At 66.5% G+C, this 20,737-nt stretch carries 17 protein-coding genes, 2 tRNA genes and 1 pseudogene; 13 read left to right on the top strand and 7 right to left on the bottom strand.

Features of this window, described 5'->3' with window-relative positions:
• The first annotated feature begins 392 nt into the window (after positions 1-392).
• Positions 393-1,367, top strand: a complete 975-nt coding sequence (gene argC / locus B6S44_RS10795) for an N-acetyl-gamma-glutamyl-phosphate reductase (RefSeq protein ID WP_129156894.1) — start codon at positions 393-395, stop codon at positions 1,365-1,367.
• An 856-nt stretch (positions 1,368-2,223) separates the two neighbouring features.
• Here argC and B6S44_RS10790 read toward each other — a convergent pair.
• Genes B6S44_RS10790 through B6S44_RS10780 form a run of 3 tightly spaced genes read right to left on the bottom strand, consistent with a single transcriptional unit; the run spans position 2,224 to position 5,631 of the window.
• On the bottom strand, positions 2,224-3,081 hold the full coding sequence (locus B6S44_RS10790) for a LysR substrate-binding domain-containing protein (protein ID WP_164985786.1): 858 nt from the start codon (positions 3,079-3,081) through the stop codon (positions 2,224-2,226).
• A gap of 10 nt (positions 3,082-3,091) precedes the next feature.
• Positions 3,092-4,774, bottom strand: a complete 1,683-nt coding sequence (locus B6S44_RS10785; protein WP_129156892.1) for a tetratricopeptide repeat protein — start codon at positions 4,772-4,774, stop codon at positions 3,092-3,094.
• A gap of 2 nt (positions 4,775-4,776) precedes the next feature.
• Positions 4,777-5,631 (bottom strand): phosphate/phosphite/phosphonate ABC transporter substrate-binding protein, encoded by an 855-nt coding sequence (locus B6S44_RS10780; RefSeq protein ID WP_206735128.1) that lies wholly within the window; start codon positions 5,629-5,631, stop codon positions 4,777-4,779.
• A gap of 222 nt (positions 5,632-5,853) precedes the next feature.
• Between B6S44_RS10780 and ilvD the strand changes: the two genes are divergently transcribed.
• From ilvD to B6S44_RS10755, 5 genes are all read left to right on the top strand, one after another.
• On the top strand, positions 5,854-7,695 hold the full coding sequence (ilvD, locus tag B6S44_RS10775; protein WP_129156891.1) for a dihydroxy-acid dehydratase: 1,842 nt from the start codon (positions 5,854-5,856) through the stop codon (positions 7,693-7,695).
• A 168-nt stretch (positions 7,696-7,863) separates the two neighbouring features.
• On the top strand, positions 7,864-9,699 hold the full coding sequence (locus B6S44_RS10770) for a caspase family protein (RefSeq protein ID WP_248309541.1): 1,836 nt from the start codon (positions 7,864-7,866) through the stop codon (positions 9,697-9,699).
• Between the two features lie 262 nt (positions 9,700-9,961).
• Complete coding sequence (locus tag B6S44_RS10765) at positions 9,962-12,016, top strand: caspase family protein (RefSeq protein ID WP_465246103.1); 2,055 nt, start codon at positions 9,962-9,964, stop codon at positions 12,014-12,016.
• A gap of 9 nt (positions 12,017-12,025) precedes the next feature.
• Complete coding sequence (locus B6S44_RS10760) at positions 12,026-13,363, top strand: hypothetical protein (protein WP_248309539.1); 1,338 nt, start codon at positions 12,026-12,028, stop codon at positions 13,361-13,363.
• A gap of 41 nt (positions 13,364-13,404) precedes the next feature.
• Positions 13,405-14,181 (top strand): DUF1499 domain-containing protein, encoded by a 777-nt coding sequence (locus B6S44_RS10755; RefSeq protein WP_129156888.1) that lies wholly within the window; start codon positions 13,405-13,407, stop codon positions 14,179-14,181.
• A 3-nt stretch (positions 14,182-14,184) separates the two neighbouring features.
• Here the strand turns inward: B6S44_RS10755 and B6S44_RS10750 are convergent, their stop codons facing one another.
• Positions 14,185-15,123 carry an MBL fold metallo-hydrolase gene (locus tag B6S44_RS10750; RefSeq protein ID WP_129156887.1) on the bottom strand — a complete coding sequence of 313 codons (939 nt, stop codon included), beginning with the start codon at positions 15,121-15,123 and terminating at the stop codon, positions 14,185-14,187.
• A 219-nt stretch (positions 15,124-15,342) separates the two neighbouring features.
• Here B6S44_RS10750 and B6S44_RS10745 point away from each other — a divergent pair, with 219 nt between their 5' ends.
• Entirely contained in the window at positions 15,343-15,969 is a 627-nt protein-coding gene (locus B6S44_RS10745) for a biotin transporter BioY (RefSeq protein ID WP_129156886.1), read from the top strand.
• A 78-nt stretch (positions 15,970-16,047) separates the two neighbouring features.
• Here B6S44_RS10745 and B6S44_RS29330 read toward each other — a convergent pair whose 3' ends face one another.
• Entirely contained in the window at positions 16,048-16,191 is a 144-nt protein-coding gene (locus B6S44_RS29330) for a hypothetical protein (RefSeq protein WP_164985785.1), read from the bottom strand.
• Between the two features lie 311 nt (positions 16,192-16,502).
• Here B6S44_RS29330 and B6S44_RS10740 point away from each other — a divergent pair, with 311 nt between their 5' ends.
• Entirely contained in the window at positions 16,503-16,820 is a 318-nt protein-coding gene (locus B6S44_RS10740) for a hypothetical protein (RefSeq protein ID WP_129156885.1), read from the top strand.
• On the top strand, positions 16,813-18,273 hold the full coding sequence (locus B6S44_RS10735; protein WP_129156884.1) for a methyl-accepting chemotaxis protein: 1,461 nt from the start codon (positions 16,813-16,815) through the stop codon (positions 18,271-18,273). The genes B6S44_RS10740 and B6S44_RS10735 overlap by 8 nt, the downstream gene beginning before the upstream one ends.
• 135 nt (positions 18,274-18,408) lie before the next feature.
• Here the strand turns inward: B6S44_RS10735 and B6S44_RS10730 are convergent.
• Positions 18,409-18,485: transfer RNA gene (locus tag B6S44_RS10730), tRNA-Pro, on the bottom strand.
• A gap of 184 nt (positions 18,486-18,669) precedes the next feature.
• Here B6S44_RS10730 and B6S44_RS10725 point away from each other — a divergent pair.
• The 3 genes from B6S44_RS10725 to B6S44_RS10715 all read left to right on the top strand — a co-directional run bounded on the left by B6S44_RS10725 (position 18,670) and on the right by B6S44_RS10715 (position 19,588).
• A tRNA-Gln gene (locus B6S44_RS10725) sits at positions 18,670-18,744 on the top strand.
• Between the two features lie 82 nt (positions 18,745-18,826).
• Positions 18,827-19,273 carry a hypothetical protein gene (locus B6S44_RS10720; protein ID WP_129156883.1) on the top strand — a complete coding sequence of 149 codons (447 nt, stop codon included), beginning with the start codon at positions 18,827-18,829 and terminating at the stop codon, positions 19,271-19,273.
• Positions 19,274-19,279: 6 nt separating this feature from the next.
• Positions 19,280-19,588: a hypothetical protein gene (locus B6S44_RS10715; RefSeq protein WP_129156882.1), complete on the top strand. Its 309-nt coding sequence runs from the start codon at positions 19,280-19,282 to the stop codon at positions 19,586-19,588.
• Between the two features lie 141 nt (positions 19,589-19,729).
• On the opposite strand, the gene B6S44_RS10710 is transcribed toward B6S44_RS10715, so the two are convergent.
• Positions 19,730-20,125, bottom strand: coding sequence for a GFA family protein (locus B6S44_RS10710; protein WP_129156881.1), 396 nt, complete (start codon positions 20,123-20,125; stop codon positions 19,730-19,732).
• 142 nt (positions 20,126-20,267) lie between these two features.
• On the opposite strand from B6S44_RS10710, the pseudogene B6S44_RS10705 reads away from it, so the two are divergent.
• Positions 20,268-20,625 (top strand): annotated as a pseudogene (locus B6S44_RS10705) (transposase); the annotation flags it as partial.
• Between the last annotated feature and the right edge of the window lie 112 nt (positions 20,626-20,737).

Raw genomic sequence — 20,737 nt, 5'->3', positions numbered from 1 at the left:
CCAGGCACTCGGGCAGGAAACTCAGCTGCGAGCGGTCGGCTCCTTCAACGAAACGACCCATCCGATCCCCCCGCATCGCGGCAGGAAAACACTACCTGACTCGCGCGTTTTTACACAGCCAGGGTCGTCGGCAGACATTCCACTTGACGATAAATGTGGGTCGGGACAGTGTCCCGGGGCATGCTCAGGAACCGGACCCTTTGCGACCGACGCCGACGCCGCTTCACCCAAGCGGCGGCTTCTTGGGCTGCGCGTCGATCAGCGTCCTTCCACGTGGTGACTGCCTCAGCGTAGGTCCCACCACCGGAGCGACCCCGACTCGCGTTTTCTGGACCCCCGCAGCCCTCGGCTCCGGGGGTTTTCTTTTGCCCGAACCCCAGAAGGACATCACCATGAGCATTCGCGTCGGCATTGTCGGGATCAGCGGTTTTGGCGGCGGCGAAGCGCTGCGCCTGGTCGCGAGCCACCCGTCTTTCGAGCTGGTCTACGCCGCAGGCGAGAGCAGCGCCGGCAGCCGCTTGGTCGACCGCTTCCCCGGTGTGCCGGCCAAGCTGGCCGAACTGGTGATCGAGAAATGGGACCCAGCGACCCTGCCGAAGCTCGACGTGCTGTTCGCGTCGCTGCCCACAGGTGCCTCGGCCGAGGCGCTGGCTCGCGTCACCAAGGATGTGAAGATCGTCGATATCGGCGGCGACCACCGCTACGTCGAGGGTTGGGCTTACGGCTTGGCCGATATCTGGCCGGCTCAGATCGAGGGCCGGACCCGCATTGCCAATCCCGGCTGCTTTCCCGCTGCGACGCTGACCCCGCTGGCGCCGCTGCTGGCCAACAAGCTGATCGAGCCCGGCAATATCGTGATCGACGTCAAGACCGGCATCTCCGGTGCCGGCCGGGGCGGTGACAGCAAGTTCGGCTACGCCGAGAGCAACGAGAACCTGGTGCCCTACAGCCTACTCAAGCACACCCACATGCCCGAGATCGCCCGGACGATCGAGCGACTGAGCGGCGGCAGCGCAGCCGGGCTGGTGTTCACGCCACATTTGGTGCCGATGACCCGCGGCATACTCGCCACCATCTATTGCCGCGGCCACGCCACCACGGACCAGTGCCTGGACGCGGCCAGGCGCTTCTATGCCGGGCGCTCGTTCGTCCGCGTGACCGACAAGCCGCCGCAGACCAAATGGGCGACCGGCTCGAACCTCGCATTCGTTAGCTATGCGGCCGATCCGAAACGCAACCTGGTGATCGCGATGGGCGTGGTCGACAATCTCGGCAAGGGAGCCGCCGGCCAGGCGGTGCAGAATGCGAACCTGATCTGCGGCCTACCAGAAACCGCGGGGTTGGACGGCGCACCTGTCTGGCCATGATGAAGGCGGGTCTTCAGGCAGCTCTTCAATCTGCTTCGTAGGCCCGCAACGGGTCGCAAGTGGACTTCAATGGCTCGCTCGCGGGGATAGGCTACGACCTTATCCCCGCCCTCCCAACCTCCCGTATGATGCCGCGCATCCCATCCCCGAGGGGCGGCCATCCGGAGGCATGTCGTTTGGCGGGATGGGTGCGGCGCCTGCGGGCGAGGGTTGCGCCTCGCTCCCGGGAGGCTTCGGGAACCGACCTGGGGACATTACGATCCCTGCGCGAGGAGCTCGCTAGCTGGACGGCCTGCCGATGACCAACCGCCCGAGCGCCGACGCGACGACCCGATGAGGGGAACTGGCGAAGGCGGCAGGCGGGATCGGCGGTCGATCCGAAAGAAGCGCGGCCCGGAGCTTTAAAATCGCCGCTGGCGGAGCGCCACGGGGCGTGCGGATGTAATCCATCCGCGCCGCTTCCTGGCTCAACGGAAGCGGAATACCAAACCGCGCCTCGCGGCGCTCCGCTGCCCCTCGATCGCGACAACGCCCGCAGGGTGAGCCTGCGGGCGGGGAAGATGCTTGGGCGCGGGAGGCGGGACCGACCCCCCTCTCCCCCTGCGGGAGCGGGCTGGGGTGAGGGGTCTCGCGACATGAAGAGATTGGCATCTCGCCCGTCGCCGAAGTCGGAAAGCGCGGCGCGACCCCTCATCCGGCGCTGCGCGCCACCTGCTCCCGCAGGGGGAGAAGGGGAGCGCCGTGCCTCACGCCCTCATCCCCTGCCGGACCTTCTCCCCATGCATGTCGGATGTTTCCGACATGCATCACTTTAAGTGCCAATCTCGGGCAAGCCCGAGATTGGTGGAGAAGGACGCTAATCCTCCGCCTTGAGCGCCTCTGCCAGGAAACCCGCGAGCGCCCGCACTGCTGGTGTCGGGCGCCCCGGCGCCAGGTGGAGCGCTATCTCGGAGGCCGGCAGGGCGGGCAGGCCCTCCGTCTCGCCCAGCAGGCGCAGGCCCTCGCGGGCGGTGCCGGCCTTGACCACGGTCAGCGCCGCGCCGGCGGCAGCGACCGCCTCGACCGCGCCGATGCTGGAAGAGGAGAACAGGATGCGCCAGGTCTGGCCGGCCTCGTTGAGCGCTGCGAGCGCCCATTCGCGATACATGTTCGGCGCCTTCAGCAGCGCGAGCGGCAAGGGGCCGGCCGGCGGGAAATCGTGCCGGTCGGACCAGGCCCAGGCGGTGCGCTCGGTGCGCAGCACCTCGCCGCTGCCATCGCCGGCCTTCTGCGTCGCCAGGACGATGTCGAAGGCCTCGCCGAGACTGGCGAGCAGGTCGCGGGTGAAGCCGGTGGTGACCTCGAGCTCGACCTCCGGATGCGAGCGGGCGAAGCGGGCAAGCGTCTCGGGCAGGACGATGGTGGCGTAGTCGTCCATCACAGCGAGTCGGACGCGCCCGGAAACGCTCTGGGCGCGGACGACGTCGAGCGCCTCGTCATGCAGCGCGACGATGCGGCGGGCGTAGCCGAGGAAATCCTCGCCGGCCCGAGTCAGCAGCACCTCCTGCGGCGAGCGCTGCAGCAGGGTCTGGCCGGCGATCTCCTCGAGCTTTCGCACCTGCGTCGAGATCGTCGACTGGGTGCGGTTCAGGGCCGCTGCGGCGCGGGTGAAAGAGCGCAGCTCGGCGATGGTGACGAAGGACCGCAGCAGGTCGATGTCGATATTGCGCAACACAGGGGAGCCCTCAGGCAGAGCAGCAGGGCCGGCGGACATCCGTCCGGCAGGCGCAGGATGAGGTGATCGGCACATCGGTTCGTGCCAGGGCCGCCGCCAGCTTGTGCTCGAGCTCCGGCCGCTCCCTGGTCTCCCCGCGATGTTGCAGGCATTCGACCAGGCCGTGCAGCGCCCAGACATTATCGGGATGCTGGGCGCAGCGCTGGATGTTGCGGGTGAGACCGAGATCGTCGCGATAGACCGCCTCCGCTTCGGCATGGTGCCCCTGTTCCATCAGCAGGGCGGCGAGGGCGTGCCGAGGCGGATGCATCCAGGCCCAGGGCTCGGTGTAGTTCAGGTGATCGTCGAGATGGACGGCCTGCCTGAGCTGCCCATAGGCGCGTTCGTAATTGCCCTTGTGGTAGTCGAGCTCGCCGCCGAGCATGGCTTCGCCTACCGCCAGGGTGTCCTGGGCGTAGTTGCTGAGGAAACGATAATCGGCGCCGATGTGTGCCCTGGACCGGGCGAACAGCTCCTGTTCCCGCTCGGCCTCGGCAAAGTCCTTCAGCGTCGCATGGGCGATGCCGCGCGCGTAGTGCTGCATCGGGATGGAGACGCGATAGATCTCGGGATCGCCGGGGAAGGGCTCGTCGAGAATCTCCTGCCAGCGTCCGAAGCGGACGAGGACATGCATCTTCATCGAGACATAGGCCTCGCAGGCCCTGACGAGCTTCGGCCGCTCGTGCAGCGAGAGAATGTCTTCGGTCACGATCGCCCGCACCTTGTTCGCCGCAGCGAGCGCCGGCCGGTACTGGCCGAGCAGCATGCAGGCATGCATCATCAGATGCAGGTCGTGGCAGCGCGCAGTGACGTAGAAATTCCGCGAGCCGGCATAGTCGGCATAGAGATCGTCGGCGCGGATTGCCTGCTCGCTGGCCAGCCGCGACCGTTCATAGTCACCGCACAGCACATAGATATGCGCCGGCATGTGGTTCATGTGGCCGGCATCCGGCAGCCTGTCGGTCAGGCTGTCCGCCGAACGGAGGGCCCGCTCGGGCTCGTTCGACATTTCGAGCAGATGGATGTGCAGATGCAGCAGCGCCGGGTGCGGCGGCGTGCCGGCGGCCTCGGCCATGGCGATGCCGCGCTCGCAGATGGCGAGCGCCTCCAGCGTGTCGGCGCCTCTGGCCGGGCGGCCGGTCCTCAGGTCCCAGAGGCGCCGCGGCGTGCGCGTGATCAGGGCCTCGACCAGGAGTGCCATCACGTCCTGATCGTCCGGGCAGGCATGATGGACCCGGCGCATCGCGGCGGCGTAGTCGTCGTCCCAGCGATCATACTCGTCGGCTGCGACCGGGTGAGGCTTCTGGACGCGGCGTGCGAGGGCCTCGACGAGCAGGCGCTCGGCATCGTCCGAGCCTTCGCTCAAGGAAAGCGCCCGCTGGATGTGGTCGGAGGCGAGCCTCGTGGCCGCCTGCGCCTCCTGCGGGCCGAGATCGCGCCGGACCAGATTGTAGAAGGGGCCGGCGCCATAGGCGACGCCCCAATGCGCCATGACGCAATCGGGATCGAAGCTCAGCGCCCGCTGGAAGCACTTGACCCCTTCCTCCTGATTGAAGCCGAAGCACCAGTTCAGGCCGAGATCGAAGAAGCGTTGCGCCTCGGGAGAGGCGGTCCGGATCGTACGCTTGTGGAGGCCGAGATCGAAGCGATCCATCGTCACACCAGTTCGGGATAGCCCAGCTCGGCGGCCTCCCGCTCGTAATCGAGGATGCGCTCATAGGCGGCCGGCGAAGCCGGGCCGATCGAGGCGATGCGCAGCGCCTGCAGCACCGGGCGATGCTCCGGCTTCGACGACAAAGCGAGCAGCGCGGCGCGCAGGGCTTGGACCCGTGCCGGCGCCGTCGCTATCGAGGTGACGAAGGGGATGGCCGGGCTCCGCGGCGTCTGCGCGATGACGCGCAGCCCCGCCACGGCCTCAGGCCGGTGCTGGCTGAAATAGGCATAGGTCATGCAGTCGATCGAGGCGGCGTCGAGCTCGCCGGCGGCGACGCGCGCCATGCTGAACGGGTGCGTTCCGGTCTCGACGACCTCGCCGAAGAACGGCTTGCCGCCGGCGAGCGGGGCGATCAGGCGACGCGGCAGGTTCATGCCGGAGTTCGACTGCCGGCTGTTGCAGGCGAAGCGTGTGCCGCGCAGGTCCTCAACGGTCTCGAAAGGGGAACCGTCCCGCACAAGCAGGAAGGCGCAATGGGTGGCCTCGCCGCAGCCCGGCGCGTCGTAGCTGGGCACGCCGAGCAACTGGTACTGGCCGCGATAGATCGTCTGCAGCGGGTAGCCGCAAGTCTGCGAGAAGAACACTTCCGAGCCGATTGCCTCGGGTACGGCGGGGCGGTCGAAGGAGAAGGCTTGCGGCAATTCTCCCGCCTCCGGGCCGAGTTCGGCGGCGAGCGCATCCCAGAAGGCCAGATAGAGGGCGCGCATTTCGGGGAGATTGTACATTGGCGAGGTCGCCGAGAGCGGCGGCGCCTTTGCCCGCGCGGCCTGATAGTCCCGCGCCGCGATCTCCGTCATGTCCAATCCCGTCCCCATTTGGACCGCCTCCCGGTCCGGCCGGGCATGCTAGGGGAGGTAGCCATCGGCCGACAAGCGAGGGCGACGCTGCAGGCCTCTCGCACCCGCAGCATGGACGGCGCCGATCATCAAAATCGAATAATTCAATTTTGGCTGGTTGTGCGCTGTCGCTAGCTATAGGGCGAACCCTTCTGTTCGGACGCCCTGTCGACGAGGTCAAGCATGCCGAGGCTGAGATCCGCCACCACCACCCATGGCCGCAACATGGCCGGCGCCCGCGGCCTCTGGCGCGCCACCGGCATGAAGGATTCGGATTTCGGCAAGCCGATCATCGCGGTGGTGAACTCCTTCACCCAGTTCGTGCCGGGCCATGTCCATCTCAAGGACCTCGGCCAGCTGGTGGCGCGCGAGATCGAGAAGGCCGGCGGCGTCGCCAAGGAGTTCAACACCATCGCGGTCGATGACGGCATCGCCATGGGCCATGACGGCATGCTCTATTCGCTGCCCTCGCGCGAGCTGATCGCCGACAGCGTCGAATACATGGTCAATGCGCATTGCGCCGACGCGATGGTCTGCATCTCCAATTGCGACAAGATCACGCCCGGCATGCTGATGGCGGCGATGCGCCTGAATATCCCGGTCGTGTTCGTCTCGGGCGGACCGATGGAAGCGGGCAAGTACATCGCCGACGGCGTGCTGAAGAAGGTCGACCTGGTCGATGCCATGGTCGCTGCCGCCGACAGCAAGTACTCGGACAGCGAAGTCGAGGTGATCGAGCGCTCGGCCTGCCCGACCTGCGGTTCGTGCTCGGGCATGTTCACCGCCAATTCGATGAACTGCCTGACCGAGGCGCTGGGTCTCGCGCTGCCGGGCAACGGCTCGACGCTGGCGACCCATGCCGACCGCAAGCGCCTGTTCGTCGAGGCCGGGCATCTGATCGTCGACATCGCCAAGCGCTGGTACGAGCAGGACGACGAGAGCGTGCTGCCGCGCAATGTCGCGAGCTTCAAGGCCTTCGAGAACGCGATGACGCTCGACATCTCGATGGGCGGCTCGACCAATACGGTGCTGCATTTGCTGGCAGCGGCGCACGAGGCCGAGATCGACTTCACCATGGCCGATATCGACCGGCTCTCGCGCAACGTCCCAGTGCTGTGCAAGGTCGCGCCCGCCGTCGCCAACGTCCACATGGAGGATGTCCATCGCGCCGGCGGCATCATGGCGATCCTGGGCGAGCTCGACCGGGCCGGGCTGATCGACACCTCGCTGCCGACCGTGCATAGCGCGACGATGGCCGAGGCGCTGGAGCGCTGGGACATCAGGCAGACGCAGAGCGAGGCGGTGCGCTCCTTCTACAGCGCCGCCCCCGGCGGCGTGCCGACGCAGACTGCCTTCAGCCAGGACCGGCGCTATGGGGAACTCGACCTCGATCGCGAAAAGGGCGTCATCCGCGAGAAGGCGCATGCGCATTCGCAGGATGGCGGCCTCGCCGTGCTCTACGGCAATATCGCGCTCGACGGCTGCATCGTGAAGACGGCGGGTGTCGACGCCTCGATCCTGACCTTCTCCGGCAAGGCGGTGATCTTCGAGAGCCAGGACGCGGCGGTCGAGGGCATCCTCAACAACAAGGTCAAGGCCGGCGAGATCGTGCTAATCCGCTATGAGGGGCCGCGCGGCGGGCCGGGCATGCAGGAGATGCTCTATCCGACGAGCTATCTGAAGTCGAAGGGGCTCGGAAAGGCCTGCGCGCTGATCACCGACGGGCGCTTCTCGGGCGGCTCCTCCGGTCTCTCGATCGGCCATGTCTCGCCTGAGGCGGCCGAGGGCGGCGCGATCGGCCTCGTCGAAAGCGGCGACGTGATCGAGATCGACATCCCGAACCGCGGCATCAGCCTCAAGGTCTCCGACGAGGAGATGGCACGCCGGCGTGCCGCGATGGACGCCAAGGGCAAGGATGCCTGGAAGCCGGCGGCGCCGCGCAAGCGCAAGGTCACGACCGCGCTGAAAGCCTATGCGGCGCTGGCGACCAGCGCGGCCAAGGGGGCGGTGCGGGCGATCGACTGAGATTCTGCTCATCCCGGGCTTCGCTACGCCGAGCCCGGGATGACTGCGGTGCGGAACGTAAGTCAAATCCATTCCTTTGCGTAATGGATCGTTCAAGCAAGAGTCTCGTCGACAAATCGATGCGTCAGTGCAACATAATGTTGACGGTCGCTGATTTCGGAGGCGAGCTTGCCAGCGTTCCTGCTCGCGGTTTTACTTTGGTTCGGGCTGGTCTCCGGCCCGATCGCGCAGACGCTGCCGGCAACGCTCTCCGACAACGCCGAGTCGATCGCGGTTGTGATCGGCAACAAGGCCTACAAGCAGACCAGCACGGTCGACTTCGCCCATAATGACGCCGAGGCGATCAAGGCCTGGCTCACCGGCACTCTTGGTTTTCGCGAGCAGAACGTCTTCCTGCTCAAGGACGCGACGCTGAGCGAACTCAACCAGGTCTTCGGCAGCGAGGTCAATCCCCAGGCGGGGCGGCTCTGGCGCAGCGTTTCAGAGAGCCGTTCCAACGTCTTCGTCTACTATTCCGGCCATGGCGTGCCCGACCTCGCCACCCGCCAGCCTTTCCTGTTGCCGCAGGACGGCAATCCCAATTTGACCGAGACCGGCTATTCGCTGCAGGCGCTCTATCGCAATCTGGAGCTGGTCCGGCAGAAGATCGGTTCGCAGCGCCAGTTGATCGTGATGATCGATGCCTGCTTCACCGGCGAGACTGGCCGCAAGGGCGAAAGCCTGCTCGCCGTCTCGGCGCCGGGGTTCACGCCAGCCAGGCCGCGAGCAGGAGGCAGCATCGTCAAGCTCGTCGCGACCTCGGGCGCGACTCCGGCGAACTGGGACGAGAAGGCGAAGCTCGGCCTGTTCACCAGCCGCTTCCTGATGGGCGCCGCTGGTTTGGCGCAAGCTGGCCAGAGCGGCTCTTCCAATGACATGCGGATCGTCTGGTCGGAACTGCAATCCTATGTCGTCCGCGAGGTCGAAGCCGCCGCGCGGCGCGACAGCGGTCGCGAGCAGGCGCCGGAGATCGACGAGGCCGCGATTGTCCTGCCGGTTGCGTTGCCGGTGCCGGCCGTGGCGCGTGCGGTCGGGCTGACACGGGATGAGGCCAATTGGCGGCGGGCCAAGGCGGCGGGCGAGCGCAGTGCGCTCGAGGGGTACATCGCGCGCTGCGGCGAGATTTGCCAGTACCGCGAGGTAGCGATGGAGCTGCTGCTCGACAGGCGGCGCAGCGCGGAAGCTGCAACCGACGAGCAGAACTGGCAACGTCTCAGCGCCGCCGGCCAGTATGAGGAATATCTCAAGGGTTGCCGCGTCATCTGCGCCTATCGCACCGTTGCGCAGGGCTACCTTCGGCTTGCGCACGCGAAAAGCGACGGGGATGCCGAGAAGCTGCAGTCCGGGGCAGCGCAGCCGTCGCCGACGGAGCAGCCTGGCCCGGCGCCGGCACCATTGCTCACGCCCTCGCAGCCCGCATCCGCGCCGTTGAAGCCGGAGGCTGGCGCGCCGGGCAACGATCCGCAGGTGATCAAAGCACTTCAGGTGGAACTCAAGCGCGTCGGCTGTCATGCCGGCGCCATCGATGGCGAATGGGGAGCCTCGACGCAGCAGGCCATGCGCAGCTTTAATCGGCACGCGGGAGCGAAGCTCGATACGGGGGCTGCGAGCCCGGGGGCGGTGGAAAAAATCCGGGCGCAACCGCGTCTGGTCTGTCCGGGAGCCTGCAGCTCGGGGCAGAGACTGAGCGCCGGGCGCTGCGTCGCCGTCAAGGACAAGACGGAAAAGGTCAAGCAGGCCAAGCCGGCACCATCCATCCCACCGTTAGCTGCGGGGCAAAATGAGCAGCGTTTTAGGAACTCCAGCGGACAAAATGTTGTTGTCAGGGCCAGAACCGTAAGAACATACGTGGAGAATGGGCAGACAATCAGAGTCGTAGAACGTATAGTTTACAGAGATGGTGTTGAAGTTGATCGGGATCAGGTCAAGGTAAATCTTGCAACTAATCAAGCGAGTGGTATTTAGATTCGGTGGGCCATCCCCTTCGTGCCGAGGTGCAACATCTATAAGCGGTCACTAGCGCAAGGGTTGTAATGCTCGCGTCTCGCAAGCTGTATCCTCGTATCAATCCCGGACCTTCGCTTCGCCTGGGATGACCCGAGTATGGGAGTGGGGAAGGGGGCTCTTCCTCCGCGTCACATCTTCGCCACGGATCGTCCGGACAAAAGCCGCATCGACAGGTCGACGCGCCAGCGCGGCATAGCGCTGGCGCGCACTGATTTTGGAGGTGGCCTTGCCGGCGTTCCTGATCGCAGCCCTGCTCTGGCTCGGGCTCATCTCCAGTTCGATCGCGCAGGCGCCACCGGCAACGTTTTCGGACAATGCCGAGTCGATCGCGGTGGTGGTCGGCAACAAGAGCTACAAGCAGACCAGCACGGTCGACTTCGCCCATAACGATGCCGAGGCGATCAAGGCCTGGCTCACCTGTACGCTCGGCTTCCGCGAGCAGAACGTCTTCCTGCTCAAGGATGCGACGCTCGGCGAGCTCACCCAGATGTTCGGCAGCGAGGCCAACCCGCAGGGCGGGCGGCTCTGGCGCAGCGCGGTCGAGGGCCGCTCCAACGTCTTCGTCTATTATTCCGGCCACGGCGTGCCTGATCTTGCGACGCGCCAGCCCTTCCTCTTGCCGCAGGACGGCAATCCAAATGCGAGCGAGAGCGGCTATGCCGTGCAGACGCTCTATCGGAACCTCGAGCTGGTCAGGCAGAAGATCGGGCCGCAGCGGCAGCTGATCGTGATGATCGACGCCTGCTTCACCGGCGAGACTGGCCGCAAGGGCGAGAGCCTGCTCGCCGTTTCGGCCCCGGGCTTCACCCCGGCCAAGCCGCGCACCGGCGGTGGCATCGTCAAGCTGGTTGCGACCTCCGGCGCGACGCCGGCCAACTGGGACCGGGAGGCGAAGCTCGGGCTGTTCACCAGTCGCTTCCTGATGGGTGCCGCCGGGCTGGCGCGGCCGGCCGGCGCGCCCGAGACCGGGCCGCTCGCCTGGTCCGATCTGCAGCGCTATCTCAAGGACAGCGTCGAAGCCGCGGCCCGGCGCGACAGCGGCCGCGAGCAGGCGCCGGAGATCGACTTTGCCTCGATCGCGCTGCCGGTGGCACAGCCGGTGCCGGCCGTGGCGCGCGCCGTCGCGCAGGCGCGGGACGAGGCCAACTGGCAGCGGGCCAAGGCGGCCGGCGAGCGCAGCGCGCTCGAGGCCTATGTCGCGCGCTGCGGTGAGACCTGCGGGTATCGCGAGGCGGCGATGGCGCTGCTGCTCGACAAGCGCCGTAGTACCGAAGCCGTCAGCGACGAGCAGAACTGGGTCAGGCTCGGCGGCTCCGGCAAATACGAGGATTATCTCAAGGACTGCGGCACGGTCTGCGCCTATCGCTCGCTGGCCGAGGGCTATCTTGGACGCAGCGACGCCTCGCGCGGCCCCCGCGTCCAGGAATGCGACGAGCTCGCCGGCGATCCGAACGATCCCGACAGGCGCGAAGGCGCCAAGGGCGTGAAGTACGGGCGGCTCGATACGCGCGCGGCGATCGCCGCCTGCCGGCAGGCGGCCGAGGCGCAGCCGGAAGTCAGGCGGCTCTCCTATCAGCTCGGCCGCGCCTATGACAAAGCCGAGCGCTACAAGGAGGCGCTCGCTGCTTACGACAAGGCGGCCGAGGCCGGCAGCGCCGCGGCGATGAACAATCTCGGCGCGCTCTACGAGAACGGCCAGGGCAGCAAGGTCGAGCTGCAGAAGGCTTTTGCGCTCTATGAGCGCGCCGCCGGCACCGGCAACCCGGTCGCGATGAGCAATGTCGGACGGATGCTGCAATATGGCCGCGGCCGGGCGCGCGATGAAAGCGGGGCACTGCGCTGGTACCAGAAGGCGGCGGAGGCGGGCGACGCCTTCTCGATCGCCAAGCTGGTGCCGGCCTATCTCGAAGGACGGCCGGGCTTTCCGAAGAATCCGCAGAAGGGTTTCAACCTGTTCCGCCAGGCTGCCGATAAGGGCGACCCGATCGCGATGGTCTCGATGGCGATGCTGATCGACAACGGTTTCGGCTCGTATTTCCCGGGCACGAATTCGCTGCAGATGCTGATGAAGGCGCTGGAGAAGGGCGAAGCCGGCGCGGCAGCTGTGTCTTCCAGCGACGTCTCCGACCAGAAGCTGAAGCCGGATACAGTGCGGGCCTTGCAACGCGCGGCACAGAAGGCGGATCATTACAGCGGCGCGATCGACGGGCGCTTCAACCCCGTCTTCGTCCGCGCGCTGGATGGCTATGCGCGTTCGCTGGAGCAGGAGCATTAGGGCCGGGCCGTGAGCGAATTGCTGCGCAGCGTTCTCGTCGCCGGATTGCTTCTCGCCGGTGCCTCCAGCGCGCGTGCCGATGCGCTGTCGAGCTGGCTCGACAAGGTCGCAGCCTGCTCGGGCAAGCGCGATCTCTCGCTCGCGGTCGTCGGCTTCGACGCCGGCCAGCAGGTGCTGTCGCGCACGCAAGCCGACGAGGTCAGGCTCGCGATCGAGAGCCGGTTGCAGAGCGAGGGCCGGATCAGTCTGGCGGCAAGCGGCGATGTCGTGCGCATCAAGACGCTACGCGACAGTCTCAACCTGCAGAAGCCGGGCGAGGCCGAAGCGCAGATCCGCAAGGCGTTCGACGGCGATGCCAGCGTGTTCTTCACCGAGCCGGCCCGGCTGGACGACAAGGCGAGCTTCCGCCTGCAGGCGATCGCCCGGAACGGCGACTGCAAGGCGACGAGCGAGCCGATCGCGATCGCGATCCGGATCAAGCCCGGCGTGGTCGATGTCGACCAGGTGATGAGCAGGGCGGTCGAGAACCTCGTGCGCGCCGCGCCCGATCTGCGGCGGGTCGACATCTGCCCCTTCGCCGCGGCGAGCGGCTACAGCGCCTGCGGCGCCGCGCTCGGTGAGCGGCTGCTGCTTGCGCTCGACACAGAATCCCGCTCGGACGACCGCGTCCTGCGTTCGCGGCCGCTGGAAATCCGCAAGGCCGCGCCCGGGCAATGCGCAGCTGTTGGCCCCGAGGTGACGACGCGCGGCCGCTTCGGCGGGGATCGCGATGGCCAGAGCTGGATGGAGCTCGAATTCCGCCGTAGCGATACCGTATTGGCGCCGACCGGGCGCAATCGCATCCCGGTCGAGGGGCTGGGCTGTGATCCGGCGGTCCGGCCCTTCCTCGACCATGTCGCCGCTACCGCCGGCTCGGATCGGGCGCGCCTCGCCTTGCTGCCGGCGGCCTCGCCCTTCGCCAGGGGAAGGCGGTTAGACATCCGCATCGAGGGTAAGGCGGGGACCAAGCTGTCCTGCTGGGTGCTGTCGCCGGATGGCGCCGCCTCGGTCGTGCTGCCGGTGCGTGGCGAGGAGGGCAGGAGCGTGCTGCGCGCCGGCGGCCAGTCCTACCCCTATGATTTCGGGCTGAACGACATCGTGCTCGACGCGGCGTTCGAGAACCTGTTCGCCTGCTTCGGAACCGAAACCGAGTTGCCGGGAGCGCTGCGCGAGCGCTGGCTCAAGGCGGCGCCGAGCGCAACTGAAGATGCGGCGACGCTGCAGCCGGACGAGGTGCTCGACCTGATGGAGAAGCTGCGGGCCGTGCCGGGCGTGGTCGAGGCGACTGCGCCGATTGTCGTGCGCTAGCGGCGCTTGCCTTCCTCCCGGCGCTCCGCCACCTAAGAGAGATGCACCGGCGCCTCGTCTTCGAAGAGCCAGTTTCACGCGCGGCGATCTGGAGCCGGCGGCTGGCCCTGTTCGGGCTGACGGTCGTGGCGCTCGCCGTGCTGATCTTCCGCTTCGGCCAGCCATCGGTCGACCGGCTGGCGCCGATCGCCGGCGCTTACATCTTCGTGCTGCTCGCTTCCCTGCTGGCGCTCGCCGCCTTCGTCCGGATCTGGCAGGACGGACATCGCGGCATCGGCATTGCCGTGCAGGCCTTCGTGCTCTGCCTGCTCCTGCTCGCCCCGGTCGCCTATGCCGGCTTCCAACTCGCGACCCTGCCGCTGATCGCCGACGTCTCGACCGATATCGACGAGCCGCCCGCCTTCAGCCGCTCGCGCGTGGCGCTCTCCGCCAGAGGCGGGATCGTGCCGCCCGATGTCCCGGCCGAGCGGCGCAGGGTGCAGCGCCAGGGCTATCCGAAGGCGCTGCCGATCGTGCTCGAACTGCCGGCCGAAGTCGCCTACGACATCGCCCGCAAGGCATCAGTCAACCTCGGCTGGCAGGTGCTGGAAGGCGCGGCGCCCGGCGGGCGCAGCGGAGCAGGGCGGCTCGACGCCGTGGCGCGCTCGCGCGTGCTGCGTCTCGTCGACGACATCACCATCCGCATCCGGCCGCGCGCCGATGGTAGCCGCATCGACATCCGCTCGGCTTCCCGGCTCGGCGGCTTCGATTTCGGCGCGAATGCCAAGCGTATCGCGGCGTTCGAGGAGGAGGTAAAGCTGCTGGTGGAGTTACGCTGAACGTCACGCCAGCCGATAGCGGCTCGCCAGCATCGGCGCTTCGTCGTCACAGAGCACGACGCCGCGCTCGACCAGATCCTCGAGCTGGGCCAGCACCGAGAGCGAGGCAGCGCCGCGCAGGGCTGCCGGCAGCTCCTGGTATATCGGCGGCACCATCTCGGCGATCGTTTCATCGCCGGCCTGCAAACGGCTGAGGATTGCGGCCTCGCGCAGGCGCCGATGTTGCACCAGCCCGCGCAGGAAGCGCTGCGGCTCGCGCACCGGGCCGCCGTGGCCGGGCCAGTAGAGCTTGTCGTCACGGCCCCGCAGCTTCTCGATCGAGGCCATGTAGGCGACCATCGAACCATCGGGCGGGGCGACGATCGAGGTCGACCAGGCCATGACGTGGTCGCCGGAGAACAAGGTGTTCTCTTCGGGCAGGGCGAAGGCGAGATGGTTGGCGGTGTGGCCTGGTGTTTCCAATGCCTGGAGCGTCCACCCCGGACCGGAGACGGCATCGCCCTCGGTCATGATGAGATCGGGCGCATAGTCTTTGTCGGCCGCGGCGTCGAGCGGGTTGATCTCGCCGAGGACGAGCTCGCGCGCCGGACGGTGCAGCCCGCAGCCGACGATGCGCGCACCCGTCGCCGCCTTGAGCGCGCGCGAGGCCGGGGAATGGTCGCGATGGGTATGGGTGATGACGATGTCGGTGACGGTCTCGCCGGCGATCGCGGCAAGCAGGCGCTCGATATGAGCGGGATCGTCCGGGCCCGGATCGATGATCGCGATCCGGCCGCGGCCGACGATATAGCTGCAGGTACCGGTGAAGGTCATCGGCCCGCCATTGCCGGCGATCAGGCGTCGCACCAGGGGCGAGAGCTGCACCAACTCGCCCGACGCCGCGCCGGGGTCGCGGTCGAAGTCGAGCTGCTCGTAGGCCGTGTCGGAAGGGGAGCTGGTCATCTGCACATCCGGAAGCGGGCATGAGCACACGCCGGGCAGATTGCCGGGCAATCTGACCGGATAACGTGTTCTCAATCAAAAGTTTAGAGACGGATTCACCGATCAGGTTGTGCCAACCTGATCCGATCCGGCTCTAGCGCCGGCTTGTCGGCCGGCGGGCCATTTCCTATAGACGAACGAGCCGGGCGTCGACGGCCCGAAGCAGAAGGACGAGATCCGATGGCCGAGACATTGCCTTTGTCTGCCAACACCATGGTCAACGCGGCCCTGCCGGCCCTGTCCGATCCGCGCACGCGGGTCCTGCGCAATGTCGCGCTCGCCGTCGTCGGCAGCCTGCTGATCATCGCCGCCGCCAAGGTCAAGGTGCCGTTCTGGCCGGTGCCGATGACGCTGCAGACGCTGGCCGTGCTCGGCCTCGGCGCCGCCTATGGCGCGCGCCTCGGCGCCGCGACCGTCGCGCTCTACATCGCCTACGGCCTCTTCGGCCTGCCGGTCTTCACCAACACCCCGCCGGTCGCGGCCGGCCCGCTCTATCTGCTCGGGCCGACCGGCGGCTTCCTGATCGGCTTTATCGCCGCGGCCGCGATCGCCGGCTGGGCCGGCTCGCGCGGCGCCTCGCTCTGGCGCCTGGCCGGCGGCGTGGTGCTGGCCGAAATCGTGCTGATGGCATTTGGCTTCGCCTGGCTGGCGCTCGGCGCGCAGATGGCGAGCGGCGCGACCGGTATCGGCTTCGCCAAGGCCTGGGCGGCCGGCGTGCAGCCCTTCCTGCTCGGCGATCTGATCAAGGCGGCGCTGGCGGCGAGCCTGGTCGGTGCCGGCTGGTCGGTGCTGAAGCGCCGCGGTTGAGCCGAACGGCCACTACAGAATCACGAAGCCGGGGCAATGCCCCGGCTTTTTTGTTTCCTGCCGTGTCGTCGTAGAGGCTCAGCCCTGCGGCTTCTGGTCGGTGCAGGCTTTCTTGACCGGCTGCAGGAACATGTCGAGCTCCATCATGTTGCCGCAGCGGTCGCAGCCGGCGAGCAATGTCGTGAGGCCGAGGACGGCGATGAGACGAAAAGCGGATTTCATGCGAGAGCGGCTCCAGATTGCGGTGCGAGCATAACGAAGCCGCAGGCGCCGCGCCATGCGGTGCTGAAGGCTCATCATGGCGACGGTTGGGTCATACCTGCGCATCATTGCAGGCGCAGTCCTGCAGATGCCTTCTGCTCAGGCGTGCATCGTGAGGGGCGACTTCAAGCTGCTTATGTTATGGAATGTTGGCATGATCACGAAATCGATCCTGCGGAAATAGTAATTAGCGGCGTTTACCAGTTGTAAAGCCAGTCAACCGCACTCTTCGTCGTTAATTGAACTGCGGATCGGATGTCGGGGGGCACGCGATGCGTGAAATCGGCTTCGGCCTGATCGTCGGCCTGGTCATGGCGCTGGGCGCCTTTTCCATCGCCGCCTGGCCGGTTCCAGGGCAGCCCATCGCCGCGTTCTTTCCTGCAGGAACCTCCTCACCAGAGATGGCGCGCGCGGTCTCGCAGGCCGGAGGCAGCATCCTTCAGCTGGATACAGCCGCCGCGGTCGCGATCAGCATCGGCGATGGCAGCGATTATGCGGTCTCTCTCTATCGGTCGGGGGCCTGGCTCGTGGTGGACGGCTCCCTCGCCCAATCATGCATCCGTCAGGTGAGGAGCATTGCTCGTGGGTGAGGTCGAACGGCTCCGCATACGCTTCGCCAGGCTCCTGATCACAATTCTGTGGGCGAATTCGGCCTTGCTCCTGATCGGCATCCCGTCCGACGGGGCGCCGCATGCGACGACGATCTCGGCGGCCGGGGCTGCGCTCGCGATCCTGGGGACGCTCGCCTGGCGGCTCGATCGCATCGGCTGGCTCACACGGCAGATCACCAGCATGGCTCTGGTCGGCCAGGTCATGCTGCTGGTCTATGGCTTCGCCGGCCACCCCTATCAGGCCGACCTGCATATGTACTTCTTCGCCATGCTGGCGGTACTGGTCGGCTGGCTGGACTGGCGCATCTTCCTGCCGGCGACGCTTGCGATCAGCGCCCATCACCTCACGCTGAGCCTTGTCTATTCGGCCGGTGTGTTTCCGGGCGGCAACGACATCCGGCGCGCCTTCCTGCATGGCGCCATCGTCGCGGTCCAGGCCGGGGCGCTGAGCTGGATCGTCTGGTCGCTGCGGCAGGCGGTCGAGGTGTCCGAGCGCGAACGCGCGGCGGCGGACGCGGCCAGGACGATCGCCGATGAAGCGCGCAAGGATGTCGCGACGACGACGGCACGGGCGGCCGGCGAGCGGCGACGCATCCTGCACGACCTCGCCAACGAGTTCGAACGCAAGATCGCAGGTATCGCACGCGCCGTCATCGCATCGATCGCGTCCCTGCGGGTTGCGTCCGAGCAGATGCGCAGCGGCGCCGCCGAGGTCTCGCAGCGTTCGAGCGCAGCACTGGACGCGTCGCGTCAGTCGTCCTCGAACGTCATCGCCATCACCGAGGCGACGTCGGAACTGGCTACTTCGTTCACCGAGGTCGATCGTCAGGTGAACGAGGCGGCGCGCCTCGTCGGCGATACGACGCGGCAGGCGCTCACCGTGCTCGACAGGGTCGGCGACCTCTCGCGCAAGGTGGATGAGATCGGCAGCGTCACCCAGGTGATCTCGACCATCGCGCGGCATACCAACCTGCTGGCGCTCAACGCCTCGATCGAGGCTGCGCGGATCGGCAATATGGGAGGCGGCTTCGCCGTCGTCGCGCACGAGATCAAGGGCCTGGCCGACGAGACCTGGCGGGCGACCGAGCAGATCCAAAACCAGATCGACGCGATCGGCCTGTCCGGCGCCGATGCGATCAAGGCGATCGACGCGATGACGGCGACGATCGACACGCTCAACCAGATTTCGGGCGCGGTCGCCGCGGTGGTGGAGAAACAGAACGTGGCCACGGCCGTGATCGCCGAGAACGTCAGGCGCGCGGCAAACGAGACGGTCACCGCCGGCGGGCACATCGACGTCGTCAGCCGCGTCGCCGATGAAACCGGCGAAGCGGCGAATCATGTCGCGGATTCCGCGGACGTGCTCTCGAGCCAATCGGCCGATCTCGACACCGAAGTCGCCGACTTCCTGGGGCGGATCCGGGTCGCCTGACAGGCCGCCTGTCTTGGGCGAAGCGCGCACCACGAACCAGTGCGGGCGGATGCTTGAACCGCCGGCAATACCGGCAAGCAGGTAGGAAGCCCCGAAGGGCTGTTCTCGCGATACTTTGGACAATGCGGGAAATTTTGGTCGGAGTGGCAGGATTTGAACCTGCGACCCCCTCGTCCCGAACGAGGTGCTCTACCAGGCTGAGCCACACTCCGATCAACTGGTGGCCGGCTTATAGCCAGCCGGCCACCGCAGCGCAACACCCAAGGTTATGGCGATGCGCAATCTTTTCGGCAAAGGGCCGGATCGATACGGGGCCACTCGCATCACGATCGAAACGGGAGGTGAGCGATCCGATGTTGCACGCGCTCGCGACGCGCTCTAGAAGGCAGCGCAGATTGGGGCGTCGCCAAGCGGTAAGGCAGCGGTTTTTGGTACCGCCATTCCCAGGTTCGAATCCTGGCGCCCCAGCCATTTTCGCGTAAAGCGCTGATTTACAAGCGGTTCTGTTGCCCTCACCTGCCCGGCAATGCGATTTGCCCGTTCGGTTGCTACAATGGCATCGCGCTTCGTGAGGAGGCCGGCCATCTCGCCTTACGCCTCAACCACGCAGAGCCAGGTATTCTCGCCGGCCCCGCGCCCCCGGCTGCAAGCTCGCCGATTTCACTGCCGCGGAGCCCGGTACGATTCCGACCTGGGCCAGCAGGGCGAACTCATCCTCGAGGTCATCGGCATGCGCGTGCTCATCAAAATGAGCGGCCTGTTCGGCATCGGGACGCGCTTCATGTCATACCTCAGCTTCAGCGCCCACGCCCTCGACTGGAACCAGCCCTTCCTCAGCGAGACTGGCTACCGCAGCTTCATGGGCGTCAACGCGGCGCTCGTGCCCGGTCCGACACCCGATGCCTTCGCCCGCGAGGTCATCGCCAACCACGTCGCCACCGCGCTGAAAGGCAAGCTCCTTCCGATCACGCAACAGCATCGACCTACAGGCGGCCGTTAAACGACCATGAAGACAGGCACAGCACAGCGCGAAGGCGTCAAAACGCTCCAGGACTGGATGCAAGATCACCCCGCGAGCTGCTGCGAAACGCTTTCGTTAGGCACTTTTGCCGCAAAACTATATGATAGTTTATCGGCTGCGTTTCTCACGATTTTCTCCAGACATGTGGTGCTTGCCCAGCGCATCCTGCGGCTCGACAGCTTGCGACTGAGCGGGCCCAATGGCGCCAGAGACGAGTTCCACCTCGCCGGCGCCCAGAACCTCAGGAAGCTCGCCAAGCTCCTCCCCAACGGATCGAAGCTCAGGCCCGTATGAGAGCGCGAAACTCGCCCGGCCAAATCCAGAACGAACCGGCATTGCCGCTCCGGGCTGGCTTCTCTATTGGGCCATGGGTGTGAAGGCCCCGAGGCGTGGAATGTCTCAGTCGGGTCGAAACGGACGTTCGCTCTCAACACCTCAGTCGCGCGGTGGAACGGTGTCGTATTGCGGCAGGCCGTCTGCGATCTCGTAGTAGTCCCCCTTGTCGGCGACGTAGATATGCAAATTTGCAGTGGTCTCTGTCGGTCCGTCGAAAGCACCCATTGCCACGGCGATCCAACCCCGATCCGACCGATCCCAGAATAGAGACGATCCGCATGTCGAGCAGAAGCCGCGTCGGACGTTCTCCGACGATTGAAACCACGTCAGCTTTTCCTCGCCGACAATCGTCAAGGCAGTCCTGGGCACATCGGTGGATGCGAAGTGGTGGCCCGAGTGCTTGCGGCACATACGACAATGGCAGAAGTTGGGATTTGGCAGACTGCCGGCCACTGTTAAGGTGACCGCACCACAAAGGCATGAGCCGCTGTGCATCCTCGATTCACTCCCGCAGGCGTCTAGTCGGGAAGCATGGCATCGGGGTTGCGACGTTCGCAAGAGCGTCCGCAACGGGTCGAGGCTGTGTGCAAACGCGCTGTTGAGCTAGACTCCTGACGTTGCAGTCGGGAGGTTGGATTTGAGCCGCTTCGTCCAAGGTTCTGACCGGCGCCAGCCGACACGGCTTCCTGATTGTCTTGACGACTATTTAGCCGATGAGAACCCGGTGCGAGTGGTCGACGTGTTCGTCGATGACCTGGATCTGGGGGGCGCTGGGCTTCGAGGGCGTAACGCCGGCGGTGACGGGGCGGCCAGCCTGCCACCCGGCGACTCTGCTGAAACTCTACATCTACGGCTACCTGAACAAGGTGCAGTCCAGCCGCCGCTTGGAGCGCGAGGCTCAGCGCAATGTCGAGCTGATGTGGCTGACCGGCCGACTGGCGCCTGACCACAAGACGATCGCCGACGTCCGGAAGGACAATGGCCCGGCCATCCAGGTCTCGTCCTCGAAATGGCATGCCCTTGTGTCGCGGCGATACGGCCGGCGCCGAGCGGCAATGGCGGCAAGCAGTCGACTGGTAGCGACGAGACTATGGGCCGTCGCTGATC

Source organism: Allobosea sp. Tri-44 (assembly GCF_004123845.1).
GTDB lineage: Bacteria > Pseudomonadota > Alphaproteobacteria > Rhizobiales > Beijerinckiaceae > Allobosea.
Note: the sequence above shows the minus strand (reverse complement) of the source record. Positions and strands in the feature narration are given on the sequence as shown.

Excerpts from the sequence above, each read along its gene's own strand:
- argC (WP_129156894.1), top strand. The coding sequence starts at position 393 with ATGAGCATTCGCGTCGGCATTGTCGGGATCAGCGGTTTTGGCGGCGGC.
- B6S44_RS10785 (WP_129156892.1), bottom strand. The coding sequence starts at position 4,774 with ATGGATCGCTTCGATCTCGGCCTCCACAAGCGTACGATCCGGACCGCC.
- B6S44_RS10780 (WP_206735128.1), bottom strand. The coding sequence starts at position 5,631 with ATGACGGAGATCGCGGCGCGGGACTATCAGGCCGCGCGGGCAAAGGCG.
- ilvD (WP_129156891.1), top strand. The coding sequence starts at position 5,854 with ATGCCGAGGCTGAGATCCGCCACCACCACCCATGGCCGCAACATGGCC.
- B6S44_RS10755 (WP_129156888.1), top strand. The coding sequence starts at position 13,405 with ATGCACCGGCGCCTCGTCTTCGAAGAGCCAGTTTCACGCGCGGCGATC.
- B6S44_RS10750 (WP_129156887.1), bottom strand. The coding sequence starts at position 15,123 with ATGACCAGCTCCCCTTCCGACACGGCCTACGAGCAGCTCGACTTCGAC.
- B6S44_RS10745 (WP_129156886.1), top strand. The coding sequence starts at position 15,343 with ATGGCCGAGACATTGCCTTTGTCTGCCAACACCATGGTCAACGCGGCC.
- B6S44_RS29330 (WP_164985785.1), bottom strand. The coding sequence starts at position 16,191 with ATGAAATCCGCTTTTCGTCTCATCGCCGTCCTCGGCCTCACGACATTG.
- B6S44_RS10740 (WP_129156885.1), top strand. The coding sequence starts at position 16,503 with ATGCGTGAAATCGGCTTCGGCCTGATCGTCGGCCTGGTCATGGCGCTG.
- B6S44_RS10720 (WP_129156883.1), top strand. The coding sequence starts at position 18,827 with ATGGCATCGCGCTTCGTGAGGAGGCCGGCCATCTCGCCTTACGCCTCA.
- B6S44_RS10715 (WP_129156882.1), top strand. The coding sequence starts at position 19,280 with ATGAAGACAGGCACAGCACAGCGCGAAGGCGTCAAAACGCTCCAGGAC.
- B6S44_RS10710 (WP_129156881.1), bottom strand. The coding sequence starts at position 20,125 with ATGCACAGCGGCTCATGCCTTTGTGGTGCGGTCACCTTAACAGTGGCC.